We start from the raw sequence: 26,312 nt of genomic DNA, 5'->3' as shown, positions 1-26,312 counted from the left end.
GCCAAGCGCGATGCGAAGCGCGGGCTGGCGTCGCTGTGCATCGGCGGCGGGATGGGCGTCGCGCTCGCGGTCGAGCGCGGTTGAGCAGAGTCTGACGATAGTGCACGCATGCGGCGCCGGCCAGCGCCGCACACACATGCAGCAAACTTCGCGCGCAACAAGCTGCCAACAACAAGCGTGATGTTCCGGTGCGCGCCACGTCCGCCCTGCGGGCGCCAGCGCATCGCAGCGGCGGGGCGGCAGCATGTGCCATGCCGTCGCCCCGCACCTTTGACTACTTTTCTTGTCGGTAACTCATAGGATGACTAAGCGAATTGCAGTTGTGACGGGTGGGATGGGTGGTCTCGGCGAAGCGATCAGCATCCGGTTGAACGATGCGGGCTGCCAGGTCGTCGTCACGTATTCGCCGAACAACACCGGCGCCGATCGCTGGCTGACCGAGATGCACGCGGCCGGTCGCGAATTCCACGCGTATCCGGTGGACGTGGCCGATTACGATTCGTGCCAGCAATGCGTCGAGAAAATCGTCCGGGACGTCGGCCCGGTCGACATCCTGGTGAACAACGCGGGCATCACGCGCGACATGACGCTGCGCAAGCTCGACAAGGTCAACTGGGATGCGGTGATCCGCACCAACCTCGATTCCGTGTTCAACATGACGAAGCCGGTCTGCGACGGCATGGTCGAGCGCGGCTGGGGACGCATCGTCAACATCGCGTCGGTCAACGGCTCGAAGGGCTCGGTCGGCCAGACCAACTACGCGGCCGCGAAGGCCGGCATGCACGGTTTCACGAAATCGCTCGCGCTCGAGACCGCGCGCAAGGGCGTGACGGTGAATACGGTGTCGCCGGGCTACCTCGCGACGAAGATGGTGACGGCGATCCCGCAGGACATCCTCGATACCAAGATCCTTCCGCAGATTCCGGCGGGACGGCTCGGGAAACCCGAGGAAGTCGCGGCGCTGGTCGCCTATCTGTGCTCGGAAGAGGCCGGTTTCGTGACGGGCTCCAACATCGCGATCAACGGCGGCCAGCACATGCATTGACGCGCGGCGGCCCGGGCGGCGTTCGCGCGCGCGTCCGGGCCGTGCTCCCGCTGTATCCAGCGCCGGGGCGGCGCGCACGCGCGCGGTGACGGAACACGGACGCAGGTTCGCCGCGCATGCGGCGGGCCGGGTGCGCCCGCGTGCCGGCTACCGCGTCACGGCACGCACGCCGCACCGGCCTCGCATTCCGGAGGAGGCATGGGTGACACCTGGATGGGACTCGCGATCGGCGGCTCGGCACTGGCCGTCGCGCTGACGATGGCGATCGCGCTTCACTGGCTCGAGCGGCGCCGCGCGCGGCTGCTGCGCAACTTCGATCATCGCGATTGCTGGCTGGTCGCGTACGGCAAGTGCTTCGCGCGCGGGCCGGCGCGTCGCACGCGCGGCGGCGCGCGCTGACGGCGGCAGTGCGGCACCGCCGCGTTCACGCGTCGTGCCGCGTCCCGCGCATCCGTCTGCGGTGCGCGGGACGTTCGCACTCAATCGCTCTTTCGCGCGCCTTCGCCTGAATCGTTCTTGTGGAAGATCCGCTTCGTCGTGCGCTTGGTGGCATCCCAGCCTTCGCGCGACGCGTGCGCGATGCCGTGGCCGACCGTCTTCGCGGCGCTCGCGGTCGCGTGGCCGAAACTGCGCGCGGCCTCGCCGGTCTTGTGCGCCGCTTCCTTCGAATCGCGCTTGATGTCCTGCTTCACTTCCGACATGTCCGCGTGCGCGATCGGGCTGATCAGCGCGAGAACGAACGCGGTGCAAATGAACTGACGTGCTTTCACGGCCTGGTTTCCTTGGGGCTGGTTCATCTAGGGTCCGCGCGGCCCGCGTGCGGCGCAACGCGCACGCCGGTTGCCGATGCATCGAGCATCACCGCGGCGCGGCCGCCGAGCAACACGCGCTCGCCGCAGCGCAGCGTGAAGCCGTACAGCACGGAGCGGTCGTCGCCGCCGATGCGTTCGGCGTCGACGATCAGCGGCAGCTCGCACGTGTCGAGCCGGTCGACGAACGCGTCGACGTTGCGCACGCTCGCAAGATAGCCGGCGCGCGGCCGCGCGGGTTCCGCCTGCGCCTGCTGCGCACCGAGCAGCGCGCCGTGCACGGCCATTGCCTGTGCCGCATATTCGATCCCGCAGACCGACGCAAGCCGGCCGCGCGAGCGCAGCGGGTTGTGCGGGTCACGGTGGCTCGTCGCGCTGCAGCGGATGCGCGCGGCGTCCCACGCTTCGACCCGATCGAGCAAGCACATCGCTCCGTCGTGCGGAATGTGCGCGGCGATCCATGCGCGGTCGAGCGTGGCCGGCGCCGGCGCAGGCATCGGCGTCGAAACGGGCGTCGTCATCGCGCGTGCCCCGCCGCGGCATTCGGCAGTGCGATATCGACCTGCACGCGCGTATCTTCCAGATAGTCGAGCACGACGCTCGCCGCGCGCCGCGCCGCGAGCGCGTCGAGCAGCGGCAGCGCGCGCGCGGCCGGATTGCCGGTGCGCAGCGCGTCGAGTTCGGGGTTCGCGAGCGTCGTCGCCGGCGCGTCGGTGAGCCGCACGTCGATGCGTGCGAGCGTGCGTTCGCTCGCGTCGGGCGCGAGCACGAGCGCGACGCCGAATGCGTCGACGATCGGCCGCACCGCGTGCAGCGGCTCCGGATAGTCGGTGTCGTAGGCGATCAGCAGGCTCGGCACGCGATCGACCATGACCTGGCACACGCTTTCGAGCAGGCCCGCGGCGAAGCTGCCGTCGTGCGCGCACAGCACGTTCGACGTCGCCATCGCGCGGGTCGCGATGCTCCAGTAGCCGGCCGGCGCGTTGTGCACCGAGTTGTGAAAGCGCGTGGGCGACAGGTGGCGATCGTCGCCGGCGAGGGTCTCGCAGATCGCGTGGCAGTTCTGGCCGTCGCCGCCGGACGCGCTGAACACGGTCGCGAGCGTGGCCGCATCGCGCCCGCTCGCGGCTGCCGCTTCGAGGCCGACCGCGAGCGCGACGCGCACGACGGGGCCGGTGCGGCGGCGTTCCGCCGGCGGCAGGCTGGCAGGCGGCGGCAGCACGGTGCGCGCGCCCGCATAGGCCTCGCGGCCCGCGAGCACGTCGGCCGCGTGCGGCCAGTCGTTCAGTCCCGGCCCGACGAGGCCGACACTTTCGATGAAGGCGGTGACGGTCATGTCGGCTCCCGGCGGCTCGCATGCCCGGCGCGGCCGAAGATCAGGCTGCAGTTCGTGCCGCCGAAGCCGAACGAATTCGACAGGACCGCACGCACGCGCGCATCGCGGCTCGCGAGCACGTAGTCGGCGGCCAGCGCCGGGTCGGGTTGCGTCGTGTTGACGCCGGCCGGCACGAACTGTTCGCGCAGCGCCAGCGCGGCGACGACCGCTTCGAGGGCGCCGGCCGCCCCGAGCGTGTGACCGGTCGCGCCCTTCGTCGAACTGCACGGCGTGCGCGCGAGCAGCGCGCCCACCGCGCGGCTTTCGGCGGCATCGTTGCTGGGCGTCGCGGTGCCGTGCAGGTTCACGTAGTCGATGTCGCTTGCAGCGAGGCCGGCCGACGCGAGCGCCTGTTCGATCGCGATGCGCGCGCCGAGTCCTTCCGGATGCGGCGACGACATGTGATGCGCATCGCTCGATTCGCCGATGCCGAGCAGCAGGATCGCGTCGCCGTCGAGCGCGGCGGGCGCGTCGGGCACGCGTTCGAGCAGCGCGAACGCCGCCGCTTCGCCGATCGAGATGCCGTCGCGCGCGACGTCGAACGGGCGGCACGGCCGGCGCGACAGCAGTTCGAGCGAATTGAAGCCGTACAGCGTCGTCAGGCACAGCGAATCGACGCCGCCGACGACGGCCGCATCGATCAGCCCCGCTTCGATCATCCGGCGCGCGGAGCCGAAGACCTTCGCGCCGGACGAGCACGCCGACGAGATCGCCATCGCGGGCCCGCGCAGCGCGAAATACGCGCGCACGAACGCAGCCGGCGAATACGGGTTGTGCGTGTGCGCGTAGCGGAATCCGGCGGGCAGGGCTCCGCTGGCCGGATCGCGCTGCTCGTACGCGCGCTCGGTCTCGAGGATGCCGGACGTGCTCGTGCCGACGAACACGCCGACGCGCGCGGCGCCGTGGCGCGACACGGCCGCCGCGACGCGCGCGTCGAAGCCGTCCTGGACGAGGCCGAGTTGCGCGAGGCGGTTGTTGCGGCAGTCGAAGTCGGCGAGATCCGCGCGCACGGGCTGCGCATCGACGCCGTCCACGGCGCCGATCCAGGTGTCGAGATCGGCGCGTTCGAAGTCGCACGGCGTGAGCCCGCCGCGTGCGTGGCGCAGCGCGTCGACGGTCGCGTCGAGGCCGCGGCCGATGCAGCTGGTGGCGGTGAAGTGCGAGAGCAGGAGAGGTTTCACGAGGGTCGTATCCGGTGGCCGGAACGGGCGCCGCAGCGGGGCTGGCGGGCGCGCCGGGCGTGGTCAGATTTTATCAAACGGGGGGGCCGGCGTGCCCGGCCCGGCGGGCGGATCGGACGGTTCGGGGGCGAGCGCGGCGCGCAGCGTGGTCCAGTGCAACTGCGCATCGGCGGCCGCGTGCAGCAGCGCGGGCAGCACGTCGAGCACGACCGGTTCGCCACGCGCGTCGCGCGCCGCGTGGCCGTCGTGCACGAGCAGGATGTCGCGTGCGGCCAGGCCGTTCAGCAGGCGGTGCGTGACGGTATCCGCATCGCGCGCGCGGGTGTCGAAGCCGCGGCGCGTCCAGCTGGCGAGCTGCAGGCCGAACTCGCACAGCACCGGCTCGAGAAACGGATTGCGCAGGCCGGCCGGCGCGCGGAAGAAGCGCGGGCGCGTGCCGGCGATCTCGGTCAGCGTCTGCTGCGCGGCCGCGATTTCACGGCGCAGCGCGGCGGGCCCCGACAGCGAGAACGTATGCCGGTGCCGCTGGCTGTGGTTCTCGACCGCGTGGCCGCGCGCGACGATCGCTTCGATCCACTGCGGATGGCGGCGCGCGAGATCGCCGATGCAGAAGAACGTCGCGCGCGCGTCGTGGCGATCGAGCAGGTCGAGCACGCGCGGCGTGACGTCGGGGTCCGGGCCGTCGTCGATCGTCAGCGCGATCCGGCGGCCGGCGCCGGCCGGCAGGCGCGTCCAATTCGGCCCGAGCAGCGCGCTGCGCGGCCACAGGCCGGCGGCGGTCAGTGCGAGATGCGACGCGACCACGCCACCGGCGGCCCACGGCCATGCGGCCGGTTGCGCGACGACGGCCGCGAGCGCGCCCGCGTGCAGCGCGGCCGTGCCCGCGATCAGCGGCGTCGGTTTCCAGCGGCGCGCATCGCCGGGCTGGCGAGGCGGAACGGACGACGGCGCGTTCATGCGCGACCTCCTGTCGGCTCACGATGAGGGCTGCCAGCGGCCACCGCCGCCGCGCGCGGCGCGAGAATCGCGGCGAACGCGAGCGCGAGCATCGCACCGGGGCCGACGGTCAGCCCGAAGGTTTCGAGCAGCGGCACCCGCGACAGCGCGAGCAGGCCGAAGCCGGCGACCGTCGCGAGGTTCGCGATCAGCAGCGACACGAGCGTGTGCGGCGTGACCGGTTGCGCGTCGTCGCGCTTGCAGAAGAACAGCGCATAGTTCGAGCCGACCGCGACGATCAGCAGCATCCCGACGAGGTGCAGGATCGTCAGCGGCACGCCGGCGAGCGCGAAGCCGGCCGTTACCACCAGCACGGCCGCGACCAGCGGCGCGAGCGCGCGTACGACGCGGCGCGGCGAGCGCAGCGCGATCAGCAGCAGCACGGCGATCGCCGCGAAACCCGCGAGCGACAGCCGGATGTCCTCGTGCACGTAGTTCACGTACAGGCGGTCGGCCTCGGCCTTCATGTCGACGAACAGCGCGTCGGGCACGCCGGCGCGCGCGACGGCCGCGCGAATCGGCGCGGCATCGAGCGCCGGAGCGGCCGGACCGGTGCGTGCGACGTCCGGCGCGCGCAGCGGCAGCATCGCGCGCCAGCGGCCCGCGCGCTCGGTCAGCAGCGCGTCGACGGCGAGCGCCATCGACGTGCCGCGCAGGTCCGCGTGCGTGAGCAGCGGCGCGTGGCGTGCGGCCTCGACATCGGCGATGAACGGAGCGAACAGCTCGGGCCTGACCGGGATCGGCTGGTTCGCGACGGCCGCGCGCATGCGTGCGGCAAGCGTGTCCTCGTCCGGCAGGCTCGCCTGGCGCGCGCGCTGCGCGGCGTCGCTCGGCAGGTAGCGCGCGGGACTTTCGAAGCCCGCGAGCGCGCCGCGCTCGACGAGCGGCTGCATTTGCGCGGCGACCCGTTCCGCGCGTTCGAGCGCGGCCTGTTCGGTCGGCGCGGAAATCACGACGAGATAGCGCACGTCCGGCGCGCCGAGATCGGCGCGCAGGCGTGCGTCGAGTGCCTGCGCGCCAGCGGGCACGGGGCTCAGTGCCGCAAGCTCGCGGCTCCACAGGCCGTCGCGATGCAGCATGAGCGTCGCGCACGCGGCGAGCACGAGCGCGGCGAGCGGCCAGCGCAGCCGCGGCGCGGCAGCGGCCGCGCGCGCGAGCACCGCGCCGACGCGCGACACGTCGCGAATCGCGACGTGCTCGCCGCGCAGGTGCGGCAGCACGAAGCGCGTGACGAGCGCGGCGGCCGTCAGCCCGGCGATCGAGTAGAGCCCGAGCTGCACGAGGCCCGGAAAACCGGAGAACAGCATCGACGCGAAGCCGCACACGGACGTCAGCACGCCGAGCCGGATCGTCGGCCAATAAGCGGCGATCCATGCCCGCGTCGCGTCGGCGGGCCGTGCGGTGCCGCGCGAGCCGGCCTGCGCCGATTGCACGAACAGGTAGATCGAATAGTCGACGGCTTCGCCGATCAGCGTCGTGCCGAAGCCGAGCGTCAGCCCGTGGACCGTGCCGAACGCGATGCCGACCGCCGCGATGCCGGCGGCGATGCCCGTCAGCACCGGCAGCAGCCCCAGCGCGAGCGTGCGCGGCGAGCGGTACAGCGTCAGCAGCAGCGCGACGATCAGCACGACGCTCGCCGTCGACAGCCGCTCGACGTCGTGCCGGATCGTGTCGCGCGTGTCGACCGAGAACACGCCTGGGCCGGTCATCGCGAGCGTGTACGCGGCCGGGTTCGGCAGCGCCTGCGTCGCGGCGGAGAACGCGCGGCGCACCGCGTCGATCGCGCGTGCCTGCGCATCGGTGTCGGAGCCGGGCGCGGCCGTCTGCACGACGAGCACCGCGCGCGTGCCGTCGCGCGACGCCCATACGCCGTCGCGGCTGGCGGGCTGCGCGCCGCTGTCGAGCTGGTCGACGAGCGCCGTCACTTCGCCGGTCGGGTCGCGCGGCAGCAGTGCCTTCGCGACGAGCCCCGCCGACGAACTCAACAGGTCGAGGCTGTCGCCGAGCGCCTGGTGCAGGCCGTCCGCGCTGAAGCGCTGCGGCGCGACGGCCGGGCTCAGCAGGTAGCGATGGTCGAACACGAACTGCCGGTCGTGTGTGTCGTCGACGGCTTCGCCGTTGTTGATCGAGGAGAATTGCCGGTCGGCGCGCAGCGTGCCGGCGACGCGCCGCGACAGCGCGGCACGCGTGGCCGCATCGCCGCCGTCGATCGCGACGAGGATCAGCCGCGACACGATGCCGTCGCGCAGTTGATCGACGAGCACGCGCTGCCCCGCGCTCGGTGCGCGCGGCAGGAACGCGGACAGGTCGGCCGTGAAGTTCGCGCGGGCGATCGCGATCCCGCATGCGACGAGCGCGAGCAGCCACACGAGCACCGCGCGTTGCCGCCACGCGGGCAGGCGGTGCGTGACGGGGGCGGGCGGCCGGGTGCGATCGTCCATCAGTTCGCCGGGACGGGTTGCAGGCGCATCGTCGAACGGTCGCCGTCGGCCTGCCGGATCGCGACGCTGCGCAACACGTCGCGCGAGCCTTCGAGCGTGATCGTGCTGACGACCTTCAGCATCCGCGAGTCGAGCGGCGTGAGCGTCAGCGTCCAGTCGTCGCCGCGACCGGCGAGCGCGACCTTGTAGACCTGCTCGAGCGCATAGCGGTTGCCGGCGAGCGTCGCACGGATGCTGTCGATGAACGCGCCGAGCTCCGGATAGCGCGCGAGCGCGAGCGTGTACTTGCGGTTGTTGCGCTCGACGGTGAGCATGTCGCCGTCGACCACGAGATGTTCGGGCTTCGGGTTCAGCGTGTGCTTCTCGAGATGGTCGGGTGCGACGAACACGAGCTCGCCCGACGATTCGAGCGGCTGCGTGGTGATCGACAGCGTCTTCGTCTCGGTGAACGTCGCGCGCCCCGACTTGTGCTGCGCGAGTGTCGACATCAGCCGGTCGAGGGTCCATGCCGAACCGGTGTCGGCCGCGTGCGCGGGCAGGGCGAGCGCGACGGCGGCCGTGACGGCGAACGTGCGTGCGGCGCGGCGCAGCGCGCGCGGGTGCGGCAGCGGGAACATCGGCAGCGACATCGGCGGAAAGCGGCGAACGGCGGTCATGCGTCGGAATCCCTCGTGGCGGACAGGCCGGCGCACGCGTGCGCCGCGTCGCGGCGCGCGGCGGCCGTGCCGGTCTGCCAGAAATCGAAATAGTTGAACCAGTTGTACGGCGCCGCGCGACAGTACCGGTCGAGCAGCGCGACGTAGCGCGCGAGCGCCGCGTCGACGGCCGCCGCGCGCGTGTCGCGGCGCACGTCGGAAAAATCAGCGAGCGTCTCGAAGTGCACATCGTAGCGATTGCCGTCGCGATAGAGGCCCGTCATGAACAGCACCGGACGCCGCAGCATCGCGGCCATGTACAGCGGCCCGAGCGGGAATGCCGCCGGCGCGCCGAGCAGCGGCAGCCACCGCAGCGACGCGGTCGCGTCGTCGAGCAGCGTGCGGTCGGCGAGCATCCCGACCATGCAGTTCGCGTCGAGGCGTTCGCGCACCTTCAGCATCGAGTCGACCTGCCCGAGCGGAATCACTTCCGGCTTCGCGGCCGGGTTGACGGCGGCGAGCGTCGCATTGATCTTGCGCGCGTTCTCTTCGAACATCGTGACGACGACGCGCAGGTCCGGGCGCGTGCGGCCGATCGCGCGCACGACTTCGAAGCTGCCGAGGTGCGCGCCCATCAGGAATGCGCCGCGCCCGCCGGCGAGCGCGGCGTCGACCCGTGTTTCGCCGTGCAGCCGGATGTCGAACAGGTCGAAGCGGCCGTTCATCAGGTAGATGCGGTCGTGGATCGTCGCCGCGAACGTGAACACGTGCCGGTACACGTCGCGCCAGCGCGCGGGACGGCCGAGCACGCGGCGCAGGTAGTCGCGCGACGCGGCGCACGCGACCGGCGAGAACAGCACGAAATAAGTCGCGACGGCATGCAGCACGATGCGCGATGGCCGACGGCCGAAACGCAGCGAGATCCAGGTCATCACGCGCAGCAACCCGGCGTTGCTGCGTTCCTGGCGCTCGGCCCATGCGGTGCGCTTCATCGCTGCGCGCCGTCCTGCGCGGCCGGCGGCGCGGACAGCACGCCGGTCGCGACGTCGCGCGCACCCGCGCGCAGCGTGAAGCGGATCGCGCCGCCGGCCGCTGCATCGAACGCGAGATCGAGCGCCTCGCCCGGCGCGACCGGGCTCAGGAATTTCGCGGAAGCCAGCCGCCACGTATCGAGCGGGCGATTCAGCGATGCGCCGAGTGCGGCGATCGCGTGATCGAGCAGCACGACGCCCGGCACGATCGGACGACCGGGGAAATGACCGGGCAGCGCCGGATGATCGGCGGGAATCGTGAACGCGAGCGGCGCATCGGGCGCGGCCGTCGCGGCGCGCTCGCGCACGTCGGCCCCGGCGGCGCGCGTGTGCCGTGCGACGAGCGCGGCGACCACGTCGCGCGGCAGCTTGCCCGTTTCGTTGCGCGGCAATGCGTCGACGAACACGAGCGGGCGCGGCATGAACGCCGGATCGATCCGTTCGCGCAGCGCGCGCTGCAGGTCGGCCGCGGCGAGCGTCGGCGCGACCACGAGCGCGACGAGGCGCGTGACCGGTTCGCGGGTCGCATCGGCGTCGGCCGGCGCGATGTCGTCCGGCATGAAGAACACGCCGTCGACGACGTCGGCAATCGCGTTCAGCTGATGGTTCAGGTAGGCGAGCGACGTGCGCTTGCCGGCGATGTTGACGAGGTCCGCCTTGCGGCCGTGCAGCAGGAACCGGCCGTCGCCGAGCAGCTCGAGCGCATCGCCCATCGGCACCGGGGTTTCGACGTGTCCGCCCGACACCCACACGGTCGGGCCGCTGTCGTCGCCCGCGGCATCGTGGTCCGACGCGTCGTGCGCCGCGCGCGCGTCGAGCCGGATGTCCGGGAACGGTTGCCACGCGGCGCCCTGCGACGTGCGGCGCGTCGCGATCTGGCCGGTTTCGGTGCTGCCGTAGATTTCGACGAGCGGCGCCTTGAGCGCGGCTTCGGCTTCGCACGCGAGTTTTTCCGACAGCGGCGCGGTGGCCGACAGCACGAGCGCGGCCGGCGGCAGCGCATGGCCGGCCGACAGCAGCGCGCGCAGGTGGATCGGCGACGTGACGAGCACGCGCGGCTGCGGGATCGCGGCGAGTTCGTCGCGAATGTCGACCGGGTAGAACGGCTGGCGGTTGCTGAACGCGAGGCCGCCGATCAGCGCGAGCAGCACCGTCGATTCGAAGCCGTACATGTGCTGCGCGGGCACGGTGCCGATCAGCGTGGCCGCGCGGCCGTCGAGCAGGCCGAGGCGCTCGGCCGCCGCGCGCACGCAGCCGACCAGGAAGCCCCAGGTCTTGCGGTGCGGCACCGGCGCGCCGGTCGAGCCGGACGTGAACACGTACGCCATGATCCGCGACGCGTCGATCTGCGGCACCACGCACGGTGCGTCGTCGGGGAGTTCGCCGGGTGCGGCGTCCGGATACGCGAAGCGCGGCAGGTCGATCGTGCAGTCCGGCGCGTCGTGCAGGCAGAACGCGTCCGGTGCGAACGACGCGAGCTGGCGCACCATCTCCGGCGTGTGCGTCGACGGCAGCAGGCTGATCCTGCCGGTGACGAGCGCCGCGCACAGGCTGACCGCGAAGCGGTAGCGGTCGCGGCACACGTTGAACACGTGGCGGCCGGCGGGCAGTGCGGCGGCCACGCGCGCGACATCGGCGACGAACGTGCGGACGGTGACGGGCGTGCCGTCGCGCCAGGCGATCGTCTGGTCCGGCGAGGAATGGAATACCAGCGGGTGAGTCGGCATAAATCGGTCAAAGCGGAAGGCGGTCACCGGCGCGGCCGCGATGCGGCGCCGCGACGGCCATGAATTCATCGTGACGGCTGCGTCGACGCGCGGTACGCGCGAACCGCGTCGACCATCCGCGGCCGCGCGTCGTGCGGCAGCGCGAAGCGCCGGCACGCATGCTCGGCGGCGAACATCACGGCGACGAGCGGCAGCGACAGGTAATTCGCGAATGTCGACCACGCGACGATCGGCGCGGTCGCGAACAGCAGCGTCGACACGGCGGCGATCGCGACGAAGAACAGCGTCCATGCGAGCGTGATGTGCCGCGTGTAGCGCGCGACGGCCGGCGTGATCGTGCCGTGGATCAGCGTCGCGAAGCGCGTGCACAGCGGCACCTGGCCGGCCGCGAGGGTGCGGCCGAACAGCAGCGCCATCGCGAGGTTGAAGCTCGCGTGCTCCAGATACAGGCCCCATTCGAAATGGCGCGCGAGCGGGATGCGCACGGCCCACAGCGCGACGGCGGCCAGCAGCCACGCCGGCACGAGCCAGGCGCGCCGCGGCGAGCGCAGTGCCGCGCCGAGCGCGAGCAGCAGCGGCGGCACGAGCGCCATCGCGAGGCCGAAGCCGTGCGCGCCGGGCGTCGCGGCCGCGTAGTGCGCGCCGATCTGGTACGCCGCCACCGCGGCGACCGCGCCGGCGCCGCGTACGATGCCGAGCGGCGTGCTCATCGCGGCGCTCCGGGCGCGCGGCGCGGGTGCGCGTGGCCGCCGGCTGCCGCGGCACGGCGGCAAACGGACGGACAAACCGGAGCGAGGGGAGCGGACGGGCGCGGCATGGTTGCTGGAAACATCGGGCGGATCGGGGCCGGACGCGTGCGTCGGGCCGTCAAACATCATATGAATGGCGGCCGGGACGCTAGTCCGGGCCGGCTGTCGTGCACGCACATTTTAGGGCCGCGGCGCGGCGGTTCGAGGCAGGTGCAGCCGGGTTTTGTAACCGAATGTATGGCAGCGCACTGAAGCTTTTGCGGCGACGATCCATTTCCATCCGAAGCGGCTCAAGCGTCTGCTGCGATCGGGTCCCGAAACCGGCCGCGGCGGGGGCCCTTCAGTCTGTAACCATTCCCCGTATACGTGCCGATACCCATCGTCTAGAATCCGCGTAACTTTTACAAACGATCCCCAATAACGCAGGCGGGGAAGCCGGCAGACGCCGGAGGGACGGAGATTCGCGCGCCTCGCACCGCGCCGGGCGTGCACGATGGCTGCCGTTTTCCGGGCGCCTCCCGCTGCCATGGGCCGCCTGCCCGCAAGCATGATGAACGCACTGGAACAAGAGCTCGCCACGCTGATCATCGGCGAACTGAATCTCGAAGACGTCCCGCTCGAAACGGTGACGGCCGGGACCCCGCTGTACGGCGAGGGCTTCGGGCTCGACTCCATCGACATCCTGGAAATCGCGCTGCTGATCTCGAAGAAGTACGGCTTCGAGCTGCGCTCGGACAATCCGGACAACCAGAAGATCTTCGCGACGCTCGGCGCGCTTGCCGCGTATGTCGCCGCGCATCGCACGAAGTGACGGCGGCGCGCGCGGGCGCGACGCGGCACGCAGAGGATGACGGCACGCGGCGGCGGCGGCTGGATGCACCGCCGCCGCGTCGATCGAGGAGGAACGCGATGAACGGAGCAATTCGATGCGGGCGCTCGTAACGGGCGGCAGCGGCGCACTCGGGCAGGCGATCTGCACGACGCTCGCGCAGGCCGGCCACGAAGTCTGGGTACACGCGAACCGGAATCTCGCGCAGGCGCAAGCCGTCGCGCAGCAGATCGTCGCGGCCGGCGGCATCGCGCATGCGATCGCATTCGACGTGACCGACGCGGATGCGACGCTCGCCGCGCTCGCACCGTTCGTCGACGACGCGCCGGTGCAGATCCTCGTCAACAACGCGGGCATTCACGACGACGCGCCGATGGCCGGCATGTCGCGCCAGCAATGGCACAGCGTGATCGACGTGACGCTCAACGGTTTTTTCAACGTGACGCAACCGCTCCTGCTGCCGATGATCCGCACGCGGCGCGGCCGGATCGTCAACATCGCGTCGGTCGCCGGCGTGACCGGCAACCGCGGACAGGTCAACTACGCGGCCGCGAAGGCGGGGCTGATCGGCGCGACGAAGTCGCTGTCGCTGGAGCTCGCGTCGCGCGGCATTACCGTGAACGCGGTCGCGCCCGGCATCATCGAGTCGCCGATGGCGGAACATGCGTTTCCCGCCGAACGGATCAAGCAGCTCGTGCCCGCGCAGCGCGCCGGCCGGCCCGACGAAGTCGCGGCGATGGTCGCGTATCTGGTATCCGATGCGGCCGCCTATGTGACGGGGCAAGTGCTGTCCGTCAACGGCGGCCTCGCATGACGACGCGCGCCGCGTCGGCTTGACGCGAAGCAACGGCGCGCAACGCGGCGCGTGGCCACGATGCCGCGAGCCCGCGCCGCATAGTGAGGAAATCGAAGTGTCAGTGCATCCAGTCGACGCCGAACGGCGAGCGTGTTCCCCGTCGTCCGCCACCAGCGCGGTCGCACGCGGACCCATGGCGGCCACGTCCACCGCGAACGGCGGCAATCGTGCGTTGCGGCTCGTCCAGATCGATCAGGCACGGCTGGCTGCGCTGCTGCACGATGCGCAGCAGCGGGGCGACGCATTCGACCGCGTGTTTCCGGGTGCGCTGGGCGCGGTCTGCATCGGCGCGGCCGGGGCGCCGGCCGATGCGATGGCGCGCATGCTCGCCGCCGCCGCGCCCGACCTGCCGCTCGCACCGGTGCAGATGGCGCTGCTCGATGCCGGCAGCCATGCACGCGCCGATGCGGTCTGCGAAATCTGGCAGTGCGACGCGCGCGACCTGCGCAGCGAGCGACGCGGCGCGCTGCAGTACCGCTACAGCGCAACGGCGGGGCTTGTGTTCGGCAGCATCGTCGTGCAGGAAGCGCAGGCAGCGCATGAAGCTCAGGAATCGGCCGATGCGGATCGCGACGGCGGCACGCCGCTCGAGCGCACGACGTACGACGCGTACCGCGCGCTGTTCGACGTACTCGATACGCTCGGCATCCCGCATCCGCTGCGGATCTGGAACACCGTGCCTGCGATCAACGCGCAGCAGTTCGGGATCGAACGCTATCGTCAGTTCAATATCGGCAGGCAGCGCGCGTTCGACGCGTGCCGCCGCGCGCTGACGGGCGGCGTGCCGGCCGCCTGCGCGCTCGGTTCCGTCGTGCCGGTCGCGGGTGACATGCCGCCGGCCGCGCCGCTCGCGATCCATTTCATCGCGAGCCGTGCGCCGGCCGATCCGGTCGAGAACCCGCGCCAGGTCAGCGCGTATCACTACCCGGCGGAGTACGGCCCGCGTGCGCCGACGTTCGCGCGCGCGGCCGCATGGCCGGGCGACGCTGCCGCGCCGCTGCTGTTCGTGTCGGGCACCGCCAGCATCGTCGGGCATCGCACCGTGCATCACGGCGACGTCGTCGCGCAAACGCGCGAGACGCTCGCGAACCTGGCCGCCGTGCTCGAGCAGGCCGCGCGGCAGGGGCACGGCCCGTTCACGCTTGCCGACTTGAGCTACCGCGTCTACGTGCGCGACGCCGGCGATGCCGCGGCGCTCGCCGCGATCGAACGCACGTTGCGCGATGCGGCCGGCCCCGGCGTGCGGCCGCTGTTCGTCCACGCGGACGTGTGCCGCGACGATCTGCTGGTCGAGATCGAGGCGAGCGCCGGCCATCCGCTGGAGCACCTGTCGTGAAGCGCGCGGGCCTGTCGCTGCGCGAACCGTCGCCGCACGCGGGCGGCGTCGACGAAGCCTGTCGGCAGTCGCCTGCAGGTCATAAACTTTTGTCAGGATCCTCGTCTTCGCAATCGGCCGTTCCCATGTCCACGCTGCAGGCCTCGTCCACCCATCTCGTACTGATTCCGAGCTACAACCCGGGCGTCAAGGTCGACACGACCGTGCGCAACGCCCGCGCGCAGTGGAATCCGGTGTGGGTCGTCGTCGACGGCAGCACCGACGGCAGCGCCGAGCGCCTGCAGGCGATGGCCGGGCGCGACCCCGGGCTGCGCGTGATCGTGCTGCCGGCGAACCGCGGCAAGGGCGCCGCGGTGCTGGCCGGGCTCGACGCGGCGGCCGCGAGCGGCTTCACGCACGTGCTGACGATGGATTCCGACGGCCAGCATCCGGCCGACCTGATTCCCGAATTCATGGCCGCGTCGCAGGGGGCGCCGGATGCGATGGTGCTGGGCCTGCCGAAGTTCGACGCGAGCGCGCCGCAGCTGCGCGTGCAGGGCCGGCGGCTGTCGAACGGATGGGCCGACCTCGAGACTCTGTGGGCCGGGATCGGCGATTCGCTATACGGCTTTCGCGTGTACCCGGTCGCGCCGCTCGCCGCGATCATGCATCGCCAGCCGTGGATGCGCGGCTTCGACTTCGATCCGGAAGCCGCCGTGCGGCTGTGCTGGGCCGGGGTGCGGCCGATCCGCATCGAAGCGCCGGTGCGTTACTTCGGCGCGCACGAGGGCGGCGTGTCGCATTTCCACTACGGCCGCGACAACGCGTTGCTCGCGTGGATGCACCTGCGGCTGTTCGCCGGTTTCCTGGTGCGGCTGCCGATGCTGGTCGCGCGGCGGCTGACGCGCCGGTCGCGTTCCGCGTTCGGCCGGTCGTCCGGCCGTGGCGATTGATGGCCCGATTGTCATCAATCGGCTGAGCAATCGCGCCGTTCATTCCGTATTTGTCAGTAATCAAACTGTCATTCGATGTAAACATCTGGTAATTTTCTGCCGGATTATGCAAAATCGCCGCTCCCAAATACAACTACCGAGGGATCCGGGATGCATATCAAGAAAGCGGCGGCCGCGTGCGGCATGGTTTTCCTGTTGAGCGCATGCGGTGGCGTGCAGAGTCTCGACGCGAACAGCCTGACGTCGGCGGGGACCAACCTGTTCAAGGCGGCGACGCTGTCGGACAGCGACATCGCGGCACTGTCGAACGAATCGTGCAAGGCGAGCGACGCCGAATCGAAGATCGCCGCGCCGAACAGCGCGTACGCGAAGCGCCTGACGAAGGTGATGAAGGGCTTCGGCGACATGACGCTGAACGGCCAGAAGATCAACTACAAGGTCTACATGACCAAGGACGTCAACGCGTGGGCGATGGGCAACGGCTGCGTGCGCGTGTACAGCGGCCTGATGGACATGATGAACGACGACGAGCTGCGCGGCGTGATCGGCCATGAAATGGGCCACGTCGCGCTGGGTCACTCGAAGAAAGCGATGCAGACTGCCTACGCGGTCAGCGCGGCACGCACGGCGGCCGGCGCGGCATCGCCGGGCGTCGCGGCCCTGACGAGCTCGCAGCTCGGCGACATCACCGAGAAGTTCATCAACGCGCAGTTCTCGCAGACGCAGGAAAGCGCGGCCGACGACTACTCGTTCGACCTGATGAAGCAGAAGAACATGAACCAGAAGGGCCTCGTCACCGCGTTCCAGAAGCTCGCGCAGCTCGATGGCGGCAAGAGCTCGATGATGAGCTCGCACCCGTCGTCGACGAGCCGTGCGCAGCACATCCAGGATCGCATCGCGAAGGGCAGCTGAGTGCCGCCGGATGGCGCCGGCCTCGTCCGGCGCCCGGGATGAACGAAACCCCACGCTCTTGCGGGCGTGGGGTTTTTGTTTTCCGGGGAAGCGGAAAGCGGCCGGAAAGCGGCCGCGCCGCGTGCTTACGGCACCATCCCCGGCAGCACGTACGCCTGCACGAGCGTGATCAGGCCGACGATCACCGCGAACAGCAGGCTGTGGCGCACGGTGAAGCGGAACAGCTCCGATTCCTTGCCGACCAGCCCCGTTGCCGCGCATGCCACCGCGATCGACTGCGGCGAGATCATCTTCGCGGTCACGCCGCCCGTCGTGTTCGCGGCGACCGCGAGCGTCTCGGGCACGCCGAGCTGGTGCGCGGTCGCTTGCTGCAGCGAGCAGAACAGCGCGTTCGACGACGTATCCGAGCCGGTCAGGAACACGCCGAGCCAGCCGAGGAATGGCGAGAAGAACGGAAACGCGGCGCCGGTCGCGGCGAGCATCAGCGCGAGCGTCGACGACATCCCCGAGTAGTTCGCGACGAACGCGAACGCGAGCACGAGGCCGATCGACAGGATCGGGCGCGTGAGCTCCTTCAGCGTTTCGCCGAACGTGACGAGCGCGTCGCGCGGTTTCATCCGCAGCAGCGCCATCGAGATCAGCGCGGTCACGAGGATCGCGCTGCCCACCGCCGACACGAGATCGAGCTTCAGCACCGCGTCGAGCGCTTTCGGCGTCGCGGCGATCGGCGCGGTCTTCACGACGAGCTGGTCGAGCCCGGCCACGTGGAACTTGAGGACGGTCGACGCGAGCACGCCGTGCGCGGCGAACAGCGCCTTGAACGGCGCGATGCTCCACACGGTGACGACGGCCGTCAGGATCAGGAACGGCGACCACGCGCGCACGGTCTGCGCGAGCGAGTACGGCGACGCCTGGCGGCTCGCGCCCGCACCGTTGCCGCCCGCACCGAACCCCGCGAGCGCCGCGCCACCGCCCGACGCGACGAGGCCGCCGGCCGTCTGCTTCGCGCTGCCCGGTTGCCAGACCTTCAGGAACGCGGCGAGCGAGACGAGGCTGACGAGCGACGACGTGATGTCCGGCAGCTCGGGCCCGATATGGTTCGACGTGAAGTACTGCGTGATCGCGAAGCTGCCGCCGGCGACGAGCGCGGCCGGCCAGGTCTGCCGCACGCCGCGCAGCCCGTCCATCATGAACACGAGCCAGAACGGCACCGCGAGCGACAGCAGCGGCAGCTGGCGGCCGGCCATCGCGCCGATGTGGAACGCGTCGATGCCGGTCACCTGTCCGGCGACGATGATCGGGATGCCCATCGCGCCGAACGCGACCGGCGCGGTGTTTGCAATCAGACACAATCCTGCCGCGTGCAGCGGCTTGAAGCCGAGGCCGACGAGCAGCGCGGCCGTGATCGCGACGGGCGCGCCGAAGCCGGCGGCGCCTTCGAGGAACGCGCCGAACGAGAAGCCGATCAGCAGCATCTGCAGCCGCTGGTCGTCGGTGATCGACAGCACCGACGCGCGGATGATCTCGAACTGGCCGGTCTTCACGACGATCTTGTACAGGAACACCGCCGCGACGATGATCCACGCGATCGGCCACAGGCCGTACGCGAAGCCGAAGCCGGCTGCGGCGAGCGCCTGCGGCACGGGCATGCCATACGCGAGGATCGCGACGCCGAGCGCCAGCAGCAGCGTGATCGCGGCGGCGACGTGCCCCTTCATCCGCAGTGCGGCGAGCGCGACGAAAAAGAAGATGATCGGGATCGCGGCGACGAACGCCGACAGCCCGAGGCTGCCGAGCGGGGTGTAGATCTGATGCCAAACCTGCATGGTTGTCTCCTCCATGGATTTCTATCGGTACGGGTTTGAAAGCGGGGTGGTCTATTCGGGTTGGCCGCGTGCGCGCAGCAGGTCGGACAGGCTGCGCGGCGCCGGCTCGAGCGGCGTGCGATGTTGGGTCCAGCCCATCTGCTTCGCGGGCGTCAGCGCGCGCAGCCGCGTCGCGCTCCAGCGGAACGCGCGATACGCGCGCGGATGCGCAAACGCGCCGGACCAGAAGCGCCACACGAGGTCTTCCGCGCGGTTGTAGTTCGCGCCCTGGCCGCGCAGCGGATGCGCGACGGGTTCGTCGGGCTTGCGGTTCGCCTCGGTACGCAGCCGCACCAGCAATTGCGGGATCGGAATCCGGACCGGGCACACCTCGCCGCACGCGCCGCACAGCGTCGATGCGGTCGGCAGGTCGGCCGTCGCGTCGAGGCCGAGCAGGTGCGGCGAGATGATCTTGCCGATCGGGCCCGGGTAGGTCGTCCCGTATGCGTGGCCGCCAATCCGCGTATAGACGGGGCAGTGGTTCATGCACGCGCCGCAGCGGATGCATTGCAGCGTCGCGCGCAGCTGCTCGTCGGCGTAGGCCTGTGTGCGGCCGTTGTCGAGCAGCACGAGATGCAGCTCGCGCGGGCCGTCGCGTTCGCCGTCGCGGCGCGGGCCCGAGATCAGGTTGAAGTAGGTCGTGATCGCCTGGCCGGTGGCCGAGCGCGTGAGCAGGCTCGACAGCGGCACGATGTGCTCGAGTTTCTCGACGACCTTCTCGATCCCCATGATCGCGACGTGCGTGTCGGGCACGGTGGTCGACAGCCGGCCGTTGCCCTCGTTCTCGACGAGCCACAGCGTGCCCGTGTCGGCCGCCGCGAAGTTCACGCCGGACAGGCCGATGTCGGCTTCCGCGAACGCGCGGCGCAGCGCACGCCGGCCGGTCTGGATCAGCTCGTCGACGTCCTCCGTGTAACGCGTGCCCGGGATGTGTTCCTCGAACAGCTCGGCGATGTCGCCGCGCGTCTTGTGGATCGCCGGCATCACGATGTGCGACGGCTTTTCGCCCGCGAGCTGCACGATGAACTCGCCCATGTCGGACTCGATGCAGTCGACGCCGTGATCCGCGAGGTAATGGTTCAGCTCGATTTCCTCGCTGGCCATCGACTTGCCCTTGATCACGCGGCGCGCCTTCTTCGCCTGCGCGATGCCGAGCACGATCGCGTTCGCGTCGGCGGCCGTCTCGGCCCAGTGCACGTGCACGCCGGCCGCGTTGAGCTTCGCCTCCAGCCGCTCGAGCAGCGCGGGCAGTTGCGCGAGCGCGTGCTGGCGCACCGCTTCGCCGAGATCGCGCAGCTGCTGCAGCTCGGTGTCGTCGGGGAACTGGGTCGCGCGCTTGCCCTGCAGGAAATCCATCGCGCCGCGAAAGCTGCGGCGCAGCGCGGGATCGTCGAGCGCGGCGCGCGCGCGGGCCTTGAAGTCGCCGGGGGCGACGAATTGCAGCGGTTGGTCGCTCATCGCGGCAGGTCCTGGCAGGCGGTTGCGGTCGGTTCGGTGACGATCACGACCCAGAGGTTGCGCGGGCCGTGTGCGCCATACGCGAGGGTCTGCTGGATGTCGGAGGTCTTCGACGGGCCCGACACCAGCACGACGTTGGTCGGCATGCCGGCGTGCCAGCGCTCCGCGTGCGCGGCCGCGTGAAGGTCCGCGTGCAGCGTGTTCGCATGCACGAGCGCGACGTGCAGCGGCGGCACCAGCGAGACCGTGCGCGGCGTGCCGGCATCGGGCGCGAGCACGACCGTGCCGGTCGCCGCGATGCCCGAGCGCGCAACCGTGAAGCCCGCGTCGATCGTGTCGAACAGCTCGGCTTTCCATGCGTCGATCGGCCGGTCGAACGGCACCGGCGCGACCGCGTCGGGCAGCGCCTGCGCGAGGGCCGCGGCTTCGGGGCGGGCCGGGTCGAGCAGCAGGCGGCGCACGCCGGCCTCGGCCAGGCGCGCGGCCAGCTGCGCGGGCCATGCGTCGGCGGTGGCGCACCAGACTTCGGCGTGCGACGCGGCGAGCGCGGCCTGCATCGTCTGCGCGAGGGCATCCGGATCGGGCGCGACTGCCGCGCGCCGCGCCGCGTAATGCGTGTCGATGCGCGCATCGAGCGCGGGCGCGGCGTTCACGGCGACGCCGGGGGCGGCGGCGCGCAGGCGCGCGAGGATGGCGTCGCGCGCGCTCATTGCGTGTCTCCGCGCAGCGAGCCGGCACCGGCCGTGCGGCGCCACAGGAAGCTCGCGAGATGCTCGACGGGCAGCGCCGCGCCGGCCTTGGCCGCAGCGTGGCCGATGTTCAGCAGGCAGCCGCAGTCCGCCGACACGAGCCGGTCGCAGCCCGTCGCGCAGGCCGATGCGACCTTGTCGCGCACCATCGCGCCGGAGATGTCGGGATGCTTCAGCGAGAACGTGCCGCCGAAGCCGCAGCATTCCGATTCGCGTTCATGTTCGATGCGCGTGACGCCCGGCAGCGCGTCGACGAGCGCGACGCCGTGCACGCGCGTGCCCATCTCGCGGCGGGCCGCGCACGACGTGTGCAGCACGACGCGCTCGTCCGGGCCGGCGTTGGCGGTGACGGCGTCGAGCCGCACGTCGAGCACATGGACGAGGAATTCGGCGAGTTCGTAGGTGCGCTCCGCGATCGCGCGTGCCTTCGGGCCGTGCACGGGATCGTCGGCGAACAGGGCGGGCCAATGGTGCCGGATCATGCCCGCGCACGAGCCGGACGGCACGATCACGGGCCACGGCTCGGCGAACAGGTCGAGCTGCGCGGCCGCGACGCGGCGCGCTTCGTCGGGATTGCCGCTGCTGTAGGCCGGCTGCCCGCAGCAGCTCTGGCCGCGCGGATAGTGGACGGTCAGGCCTTCGCGTCCCAGCAGGCGGACCGCGTCGAGCCCGGCTTCGGGGACGAACAGGTCGACCAGGCAGGTCGCGAACAGATAGACGTGCGCGGCGGCGGCGGCGGGGTAGTGCCTTTCGTTCATGTCTCGCTCCAGGGGTGCCGGCCCGGCATGCGAATGCGGGACGACGATTTCGCTGCATAATTCCCGCGACGGCGCCGCAGCTCAAATTGGTTGGGCCAATCGGCGTGACGGGTATTCCGGATGGGGAGACGGCGATGGCGGCGATGACGGCACGGGGCCGGACCGAAGTGGTGATGCGCAAGATCGAGACGGCGCTGCTCGACGGCACGTGGCCGGCCGGCGCGCGGCTGCCGGCCGAGCGCGTGCTCGCGCAGCAGTACGGCGTCGCGCGCAATACGGTGCGCGAGGCGACCCAGCGGCTCGTCGCGCGCGGGCTGCTGCAGAGCCGGCGCGGCGCGGGCGTCTACGTGACGGACCAGTTGCGCGCGGGCATCGCGTCGCCGTGGGGCCAACTGGTTGCCGACCATCCGGCGCTGCGCGACGACATACTCGAGTTTCGCCGCGTGCTCGAAGGCGCGACCGCGTATTTCGCCGCGCTGCGCGCCGACGCGCACGACCGGCGCCGGATCCGCGCGCTGCTGCGCGAGCTCGAGACCGCGCACGCGAACGACGACGCGGCCCTCGAGGCGTCGGCTGACGCGAAGCTGCACGAGGCGATCGCGCTCGCGTCGCACAACACGATGTTCCTGCACCTGCACACGAGCGTGCTCGGGATGCTGCGCGAGCACATCTCGATCAACGTCGCGGGGATGACCACGCACGACGAGCAGGCATCGGAGTTGCTGCTGCAGCAGCACCGGGTGGTCTGCGACGCGATCTGCGCGCACCGGCCCGAGGAGGCGCGCACGGCGATGCAGACCCATATCGACTACGTGCGCAGCCACTTCGAGCGAAGCGACGACGCGCCGTGAGATTGGTTGGACCATGGGCGCGGCGGGTCCGCCTGGCGGTCGAATCCGAGGACGCCCGCCGGCCGCGGTTCAGGGCCGCGGCCGCGCGCGGCATGCGTGGCGGCTCGGCGCCGCATGCGCCGGGCGCACGATTGACCGGTTCATCGGGCGCCCCCTAGAATCGATTGAACCCGCCCGTCAGCCGCGCGCCGCGGCGATTGCGGACCCGTTGATCCGCCTGTCGAGGGAGTTTCCGTGCTCACGTCCTTGATCCGGTGCGCGCCGGCCGCATTGTCGTTGCGCGCCGTCGGCCGCCCGGCCTGCGCGCTCGCCGTGTGCGCGCTGCTGTCGCTGGCCACCGCCTGCGCGACGCATCCGCCCGCCACCACGCTCGATCGTCCCGTCTCGCACGCGTTGCCGACCGATACCGCGACGCCGTTGCGCGCTGCGCTGGCCGCGCCGGAAGCCGCGCATCCGGGGCAGTCGGGCTTCCGGCTGCTGCCCGACGGCGCGACCGCGCTGCAGATGCGCATCGCGCTCGCACGCGCGGCGACGAAGACGCTCGACATGCAGTACTACATCGCGACCGAGGACACGACCGGCAAGCTGCTGCTGGGCGCGGCGCTGTATGCGGCCGATCGCGGCGTGCGCGTGCGGATGCTGGTCGACGACCTGAACTTCCACGACATCGATCGCGTCATGGCCGCGCTGAACACGCACACGAACATCGAGATTCGCGTGTTCAATCCGTTCGGCGCGTCGCAATACGGGATGGTCGAGCGCACGGCCAACTACTTCACGCGGATCGACAGCTTCACGCGGCGGATGCACAACAAGGCGATGATCGCGGACAACCAGCTCGCGATCGTCGGCGGCCGCAATCTCGGCGACGAATACTTCAGTGCGAGCCCGACGTTGCAGTTTCGCGATCTCGACGTGCTCGCCGCGGGCCCCGTGACGAACGATGTCTCGAAGAGCTTCGACGGCTACTGGGCGAGCGCGAGCAGCTATCCGTTGCGCGTGCTGAATCATCAGACGTTCGCTCCGAAGGATCTCGACGCGATGCGCGACGAGCTGCGCGACCACTGGCGCAAGAATGCCGACCCGTACAACGCGAAGCCGCTGAACGCGACACCGCTCGCGCAGCAGATCGCGCGCGACCAGCTCGCGCTCGTGTGGGCGCCGGCCGAATTCAAGGTCGATGCGCCGACCAAGGTCGCGCAGCCGACCGATGCATACGTGAGCCCGCCGATGCAGCGCCTCGTCGAACTGATGCGCGGCGCGCAGAAGGAATTCCTCGCGTTTTCGCCGTACTTCGTGCCGCACGATGCCGGCGTGAAGATCCTCGGCGACACGGTCGGGCGCGGCGTGCGCGTCGCGATCGTGACGAATTCGCTCGCGGCGACCGATGCGGTCGCGGTGCAGGCCGGCTACGCGCCGTACCGCGTGCCGTTGCTCGAGCGCGGCGTCGAGCTGTACGAGTTCAAGGCACAGCCGGGCCAGCAGTCCGCGCGGCTGTTCGGCTCGCGCTCGCGTGCAAGCCTGCACGCGAAGGCGTACGTGATCGACCGGCACATCCTGGTGATCGGCTCGCTGAATCTCGACCCGCGCTCGGCGCACCTCAACACCGAGCTCGCGCTCGTGATCCACAGCCCGGTGCTCGCGCAGCAGGCCGCGGAGATCTTCGCACGGGTGACGCAGCCTGATGAAAGCTATCGCGTCACGCTCGTGAAGCAAATGGACGGCGGGCCGCCGGCACTCGAATGGACGGGCGTCGACGGCGGCCAGTCGACCCTCTATCACGTCGATCCGCACGCCGGGTTGCTGCGCAACGTGATGACCGGCCTTTTCATGCTGCTGCCGGTCGACGACCAGTTGTAAGGGCCGGAACGGCTCGGGCCAAACCCGCGATACCGGTGCGCGGGGAAAGGTGATATGGTTGTGCGCGCAACGATATGCGTATCGTGAAGGGTGCCGCCGGACGGCTCGCGCAATGCGGGCCGCAGCGGTGCCGAACGACGCGCCGCACGCGCCATGTGCGCCAAGCACGCCGCGTGCGCCGCCAGGAGACGAGGGACGATACGCGCGCCGCCCGCGCGGCCGCGCAAGCCCGCAACCGGAGTGCCCCATGCAACGTGTACCCAACCAGCCGTTCACGCGTCCCGCCCGTTTTTCCGAAGCCGAGTGGCAGGCGCGCGTGCAGCTCGCGGCCGCCTACCGGATCTTCGACCATCTCGGCTGGACCGAGCTGATCTACAACCATATCTCGCTGCGCGTGCCGGGCGAGGACGGCCATTTCCTGATCAATCCGTTCGGGCTCCATTACCGCGAGGTGTGCGCGTCGAACCTCGTGAAGATCGACCTCGACGGCAACGTGATCGGCCATTCCGACTGGCCGATCAATCCGGCCGGCTTCACCTTCCACAGCGCGATCCATGCGGCGCTGGCCGACGCGCACTGCGTGATGCACGTGCATACGACGCCCACGATGGCCGTGTGCTGCTCGCGCGACGGGCTGTCGTTCTCGAACTTCTATTCGGCGCAGCTGTACGGGAAGATCGCGTATCACGATTTCGAGGGCATCACCGTGCATCTCGAGGAAGGGCGGCGCATCGTCGAGAGCGCCGGCGGGCGGCCCGTGCTGCTGCTGCGCAACCACGGGCCCGTGACGATCGGCGCGACGCTCGCGCAGACCTTCTCGTTGATGTGGCTGCTCAATCGCGCGTGCGAGGTGCAGGTCGCGACCCATGCGATCGGCGACGCACTGCCGATCGCGCCGCCGGTGCTGGAGGGCTGCGTGCGCGATTCGCTGAATTTCGATCCGAAGCACGGTGCGGGGCAGGACGCGTTCGACGCGTTGCAGCGCATCGTCGATCGCATCGATCCCGGCTATCGCGCGTGAGGCGCGGTGCCGGCGCGATGCCGGGCTAGACCGCCGCGGCGAAATCGATTCGCGACGCTTGATGGTGAGCGCAGCGGAATGTGCCGGACGATGCCCGTATGCCGTGCGGCACGCGCAAAAAAAACGCGGCCGGATGGCCGCGTGAATACTCGCAGACTCCTTCGGACGAAGGAAACAAGCAACTGTGAGACGAAGTGTAGCGAAAGGCCGCGCGCAGATTCAGGGCGCGTGCTGCAAAGGTCTCTTCCAGGTTCCGTCAGGCTGGCGCGCGACGCGCGGGCTGCCGGATCGGCGGCGATCGACTACCATCATGGAGCGTCCCCCGGCCGGGTGGCGTACCACGTCGTACAAGGAGAATTCATGCCGAAGCTGCGTTTGCTCCAGGTGGCGTTGCTCGCGGGCGTGCTGGCCGCCGGCAGCGCCGCTGCCGAAACGGTGCGCCTGTCCGCCAACCTGCAGCCGTCGAGCGAAGTGCCGCCCACCGCGACCAAGGGCGCCGGCGCCGTCGATGCGACCTACGACACGGCCAGCCACCTGCTGCAGTGGACGGTGACTTACGAACACCTCACGGGGCCGGCGACCGCCGCGCACTTCCACGGGCCCGCGCCGGTCGGCCAGAACGCCGGCGTGCAGGTGCCGATCCCGAAGGACGAGCTCGCGAGCCCGATCAAGGGATCGAAGGCGCTCACCGACGCGCAGGTGACCGACCTGATGAGCGGCAAGTGGTACTTCAACGTGCACACGAAGGAGCATCCGGCCGGCGAGATCCGCGGCCAGGTGATGCCGGCGAACTGAGGCCGGCGAACCTAGGCCGGCAAACCGAGGCTGGCGTTTGATGTAGAGGCTCCCGTCGAGCGGCGCGGCAACGATCGCACGTACCATCGTGACACTGCGAT

At 70.7% G+C, this 26,312-nt stretch carries 26 protein-coding genes; 11 read left to right on the top strand and 15 right to left on the bottom strand.

Going from position 1 to position 26,312, the window contains the following annotated elements; all coding sequences use genetic code 11:
• Window positions 1-246 (bottom strand): hypothetical protein (locus tag DID99_RS37725; protein ID WP_260444539.1); only part of this gene is annotated, 246 nt, incomplete at its 3' end.
• A 55-nt stretch (window positions 247-301) separates the two neighbouring features.
• Between DID99_RS37725 and phbB the strand changes: the two genes are divergently transcribed.
• Both phbB and DID99_RS03835 read left to right on the top strand, forming a co-directional pair.
• Window positions 302-1,045 carry an acetoacetyl-CoA reductase gene (phbB, locus tag DID99_RS03840; RefSeq protein WP_124488572.1) on the top strand — a complete coding sequence of 248 codons (744 nt, stop codon included), beginning with the start codon at window positions 302-304 and terminating at the stop codon, window positions 1,043-1,045.
• Window positions 1,046-1,243: 198 nt separating this feature from the next.
• Window positions 1,244-1,444: a hypothetical protein gene (locus DID99_RS03835; RefSeq protein ID WP_044847444.1), complete on the top strand. Its 201-nt coding sequence runs from the start codon at window positions 1,244-1,246 to the stop codon at window positions 1,442-1,444.
• An 80-nt stretch (window positions 1,445-1,524) separates the two neighbouring features.
• Here the strand turns inward: DID99_RS03835 and DID99_RS03830 are convergent, their stop codons facing one another.
• The 10 genes from DID99_RS03830 to DID99_RS03785 all read right to left on the bottom strand — a co-directional run bounded on the left by DID99_RS03830 (window position 1,525) and on the right by DID99_RS03785 (window position 11,950).
• Window positions 1,525-1,842, bottom strand: coding sequence for a hypothetical protein (locus tag DID99_RS03830; RefSeq protein WP_124488573.1), 318 nt, complete (start codon window positions 1,840-1,842; stop codon window positions 1,525-1,527).
• On the bottom strand, window positions 1,839-2,375 hold the full coding sequence (locus tag DID99_RS03825; RefSeq protein ID WP_124666092.1) for a hotdog family protein: 537 nt from the start codon (window positions 2,373-2,375) through the stop codon (window positions 1,839-1,841). The genes DID99_RS03830 and DID99_RS03825 overlap by 4 nt, the downstream gene beginning before the upstream one ends.
• Window positions 2,372-3,190: a beta-ketoacyl synthase chain length factor gene (locus tag DID99_RS03820; protein WP_124666091.1), complete on the bottom strand. Its 819-nt coding sequence runs from the start codon at window positions 3,188-3,190 to the stop codon at window positions 2,372-2,374. Before DID99_RS03820 ends, DID99_RS03825 begins: the two co-directional genes overlap by 4 nt.
• Entirely contained in the window at window positions 3,187-4,410 is a 1,224-nt protein-coding gene (locus DID99_RS03815) for a beta-ketoacyl-[acyl-carrier-protein] synthase family protein (protein ID WP_124666090.1), read from the bottom strand. The genes DID99_RS03820 and DID99_RS03815 overlap by 4 nt, the downstream gene beginning before the upstream one ends.
• A gap of 63 nt (window positions 4,411-4,473) precedes the next feature.
• Window positions 4,474-5,367 carry a polysaccharide deacetylase family protein gene (locus DID99_RS03810; protein ID WP_124666089.1) on the bottom strand — a complete coding sequence of 298 codons (894 nt, stop codon included), beginning with the start codon at window positions 5,365-5,367 and terminating at the stop codon, window positions 4,474-4,476.
• Window positions 5,364-7,847, bottom strand: a complete 2,484-nt coding sequence (locus DID99_RS03805; RefSeq protein WP_124666088.1) for an MMPL family transporter — start codon at window positions 7,845-7,847, stop codon at window positions 5,364-5,366. The genes DID99_RS03810 and DID99_RS03805 overlap by 4 nt, the downstream gene beginning before the upstream one ends.
• Window positions 7,847-8,503 (bottom strand): outer membrane lipoprotein carrier protein LolA, encoded by a 657-nt coding sequence (locus DID99_RS03800; RefSeq protein ID WP_044849207.1) that lies wholly within the window; start codon window positions 8,501-8,503, stop codon window positions 7,847-7,849. The genes DID99_RS03805 and DID99_RS03800 overlap by 1 nt, the downstream gene beginning before the upstream one ends.
• Window positions 8,500-9,474, bottom strand: a complete 975-nt coding sequence (locus DID99_RS03795) for an acyl-CoA synthetase (protein ID WP_124666087.1) — start codon at window positions 9,472-9,474, stop codon at window positions 8,500-8,502. The genes DID99_RS03800 and DID99_RS03795 overlap by 4 nt, the downstream gene beginning before the upstream one ends.
• The gene (locus DID99_RS03790; protein WP_124666086.1) at window positions 9,471-11,240 is read right to left on the bottom strand and encodes an AMP-binding protein; all 1,770 of its coding nucleotides are present in this window, start codon (window positions 11,238-11,240) and stop codon (window positions 9,471-9,473) included. Before DID99_RS03790 ends, DID99_RS03795 begins: the two co-directional genes overlap by 4 nt.
• A 65-nt stretch (window positions 11,241-11,305) precedes the next feature.
• Window positions 11,306-11,950 carry a hypothetical protein gene (locus DID99_RS03785; protein ID WP_124521015.1) on the bottom strand — a complete coding sequence of 215 codons (645 nt, stop codon included), beginning with the start codon at window positions 11,948-11,950 and terminating at the stop codon, window positions 11,306-11,308.
• Between the two features lie 565 nt (window positions 11,951-12,515).
• Between DID99_RS03785 and DID99_RS03780 the strand changes: the two genes are divergently transcribed.
• The 5 genes from DID99_RS03780 (at window position 12,516) to DID99_RS03760 (ending at window position 16,854) form a co-directional block, all read left to right on the top strand.
• Window positions 12,516-12,800, top strand: coding sequence for a phosphopantetheine-binding protein (locus DID99_RS03780; protein WP_014896047.1), 285 nt, complete (start codon window positions 12,516-12,518; stop codon window positions 12,798-12,800).
• A 115-nt stretch (window positions 12,801-12,915) separates the two neighbouring features.
• Window positions 12,916-13,632, top strand: a complete 717-nt coding sequence (gene fabG / locus DID99_RS03775; RefSeq protein ID WP_124488583.1) for a 3-oxoacyl-ACP reductase FabG — start codon at window positions 12,916-12,918, stop codon at window positions 13,630-13,632.
• A gap of 97 nt (window positions 13,633-13,729) precedes the next feature.
• Window positions 13,730-15,010, top strand: coding sequence for an endoribonuclease L-PSP (locus tag DID99_RS03770; protein ID WP_124666085.1), 1,281 nt, complete (start codon window positions 13,730-13,732; stop codon window positions 15,008-15,010).
• A 125-nt stretch (window positions 15,011-15,135) separates the two neighbouring features.
• Window positions 15,136-15,942: a glycosyltransferase family 2 protein gene (locus DID99_RS03765; RefSeq protein ID WP_124666084.1), complete on the top strand. Its 807-nt coding sequence runs from the start codon at window positions 15,136-15,138 to the stop codon at window positions 15,940-15,942.
• A 150-nt stretch (window positions 15,943-16,092) separates the two neighbouring features.
• Window positions 16,093-16,854, top strand: a complete 762-nt coding sequence (locus DID99_RS03760; RefSeq protein WP_124666083.1) for a M48 family metalloprotease — start codon at window positions 16,093-16,095, stop codon at window positions 16,852-16,854.
• A gap of 125 nt (window positions 16,855-16,979) precedes the next feature.
• Here the strand turns inward: DID99_RS03760 and DID99_RS03755 are convergent, their stop codons facing one another.
• The 4 genes from DID99_RS03755 to DID99_RS03740 are packed head-to-tail and all read right to left on the bottom strand — an operon-like array spanning window position 16,980 to window position 21,684.
• Window positions 16,980-18,680, bottom strand: a complete 1,701-nt coding sequence (locus DID99_RS03755; protein WP_124666082.1) for a lactate permease LctP family transporter — start codon at window positions 18,678-18,680, stop codon at window positions 16,980-16,982.
• A 51-nt stretch (window positions 18,681-18,731) separates the two neighbouring features.
• Window positions 18,732-20,177 carry a LutB/LldF family L-lactate oxidation iron-sulfur protein gene (locus DID99_RS03750; protein ID WP_124572101.1) on the bottom strand — a complete coding sequence of 482 codons (1,446 nt, stop codon included), beginning with the start codon at window positions 20,175-20,177 and terminating at the stop codon, window positions 18,732-18,734.
• Window positions 20,174-20,887 carry an LUD domain-containing protein gene (locus DID99_RS03745; RefSeq protein ID WP_124572100.1) on the bottom strand — a complete coding sequence of 238 codons (714 nt, stop codon included), beginning with the start codon at window positions 20,885-20,887 and terminating at the stop codon, window positions 20,174-20,176. Before DID99_RS03745 ends, DID99_RS03750 begins: the two co-directional genes overlap by 4 nt.
• Window positions 20,884-21,684: a (Fe-S)-binding protein gene (locus DID99_RS03740; RefSeq protein WP_124666081.1), complete on the bottom strand. Its 801-nt coding sequence runs from the start codon at window positions 21,682-21,684 to the stop codon at window positions 20,884-20,886. The genes DID99_RS03745 and DID99_RS03740 overlap by 4 nt, the downstream gene beginning before the upstream one ends.
• Before the next feature lie 134 nt (window positions 21,685-21,818).
• Between DID99_RS03740 and DID99_RS03735 the strand changes: the two genes are divergently transcribed.
• The 4 genes from DID99_RS03735 (at window position 21,819) to DID99_RS03720 (ending at window position 26,211) form a co-directional block, all read left to right on the top strand.
• Window positions 21,819-22,535: a FadR/GntR family transcriptional regulator gene (locus DID99_RS03735; RefSeq protein ID WP_124488590.1), complete on the top strand. Its 717-nt coding sequence runs from the start codon at window positions 21,819-21,821 to the stop codon at window positions 22,533-22,535.
• Window positions 22,536-22,769: 234 nt separating this feature from the next.
• The gene (locus DID99_RS03730) at window positions 22,770-24,395 is read left to right on the top strand and encodes a phospholipase D family protein (RefSeq protein ID WP_124488591.1); all 1,626 of its coding nucleotides are present in this window, start codon (window positions 22,770-22,772) and stop codon (window positions 24,393-24,395) included.
• A 247-nt stretch (window positions 24,396-24,642) separates the two neighbouring features.
• Window positions 24,643-25,416, top strand: a complete 774-nt coding sequence (locus DID99_RS03725) for a class II aldolase/adducin family protein (RefSeq protein WP_124666080.1) — start codon at window positions 24,643-24,645, stop codon at window positions 25,414-25,416.
• Window positions 25,417-25,776: 360 nt separating this feature from the next.
• The gene (locus DID99_RS03720; RefSeq protein WP_044848607.1) at window positions 25,777-26,211 is read left to right on the top strand and encodes a CHRD domain-containing protein; all 435 of its coding nucleotides are present in this window, start codon (window positions 25,777-25,779) and stop codon (window positions 26,209-26,211) included.
• The last annotated feature ends 101 nt before the right edge of the window (window positions 26,212-26,312 follow it).

It is taken from the genome of Burkholderia sp. Bp8986 (assembly GCF_003854225.1).
Classification (GTDB): Bacteria; Pseudomonadota; Gammaproteobacteria; order Burkholderiales; family Burkholderiaceae; genus Burkholderia.
This window is presented reverse-complemented; position numbering and strand designations above follow the sequence as displayed.

Coding starts and splice junctions, on each gene's coding strand:
- DID99_RS03755 (WP_124666082.1), bottom strand. CDS start 18,680: ATGCAGGTTTGGCATCAGATCTACACCCCGCTCGGCAGCCTCGGGCTG.
- DID99_RS03790 (WP_124666086.1), bottom strand. CDS start 11,240: ATGCCGACTCACCCGCTGGTATTCCATTCCTCGCCGGACCAGACGATC.
- DID99_RS03835 (WP_044847444.1), top strand. CDS start 1,244: ATGGGTGACACCTGGATGGGACTCGCGATCGGCGGCTCGGCACTGGCC.
- DID99_RS03800 (WP_044849207.1), bottom strand. CDS start 8,503: ATGACCGCCGTTCGCCGCTTTCCGCCGATGTCGCTGCCGATGTTCCCG.
- DID99_RS03780 (WP_014896047.1), top strand. CDS start 12,516: ATGGGCCGCCTGCCCGCAAGCATGATGAACGCACTGGAACAAGAGCTC.
- DID99_RS03725 (WP_124666080.1), top strand. CDS start 24,643: ATGCAACGTGTACCCAACCAGCCGTTCACGCGTCCCGCCCGTTTTTCC.
- DID99_RS03820 (WP_124666091.1), bottom strand. CDS start 3,190: ATGACCGTCACCGCCTTCATCGAAAGTGTCGGCCTCGTCGGGCCGGGA.
- phbB (WP_124488572.1), top strand. CDS start 302: ATGACTAAGCGAATTGCAGTTGTGACGGGTGGGATGGGTGGTCTCGGC.
- DID99_RS03785 (WP_124521015.1), bottom strand. CDS start 11,950: ATGAGCACGCCGCTCGGCATCGTACGCGGCGCCGGCGCGGTCGCCGCG.
- DID99_RS03830 (WP_124488573.1), bottom strand. CDS start 1,842: ATGAACCAGCCCCAAGGAAACCAGGCCGTGAAAGCACGTCAGTTCATT.
- DID99_RS03735 (WP_124488590.1), top strand. CDS start 21,819: ATGGCGGCGATGACGGCACGGGGCCGGACCGAAGTGGTGATGCGCAAG.
- DID99_RS03745 (WP_124572100.1), bottom strand. CDS start 20,887: ATGAGCGCGCGCGACGCCATCCTCGCGCGCCTGCGCGCCGCCGCCCCC.
- DID99_RS03825 (WP_124666092.1), bottom strand. CDS start 2,375: ATGACGACGCCCGTTTCGACGCCGATGCCTGCGCCGGCGCCGGCCACG.
- DID99_RS03810 (WP_124666089.1), bottom strand. CDS start 5,367: ATGAACGCGCCGTCGTCCGTTCCGCCTCGCCAGCCCGGCGATGCGCGC.
- DID99_RS03805 (WP_124666088.1), bottom strand. CDS start 7,847: ATGGACGATCGCACCCGGCCGCCCGCCCCCGTCACGCACCGCCTGCCC.
- DID99_RS03795 (WP_124666087.1), bottom strand. CDS start 9,474: ATGAAGCGCACCGCATGGGCCGAGCGCCAGGAACGCAGCAACGCCGGG.
- DID99_RS03750 (WP_124572101.1), bottom strand. CDS start 20,177: ATGAGCGACCAACCGCTGCAATTCGTCGCCCCCGGCGACTTCAAGGCC.
- fabG (WP_124488583.1), top strand. CDS start 12,916: ATGCGGGCGCTCGTAACGGGCGGCAGCGGCGCACTCGGGCAGGCGATC.
- DID99_RS03760 (WP_124666083.1), top strand. CDS start 16,093: ATGCATATCAAGAAAGCGGCGGCCGCGTGCGGCATGGTTTTCCTGTTG.
- DID99_RS03740 (WP_124666081.1), bottom strand. CDS start 21,684: ATGAACGAAAGGCACTACCCCGCCGCCGCCGCCGCGCACGTCTATCTG.
- DID99_RS03765 (WP_124666084.1), top strand. CDS start 15,136: ATGTCCACGCTGCAGGCCTCGTCCACCCATCTCGTACTGATTCCGAGC.
- DID99_RS03720 (WP_044848607.1), top strand. CDS start 25,777: ATGCCGAAGCTGCGTTTGCTCCAGGTGGCGTTGCTCGCGGGCGTGCTG.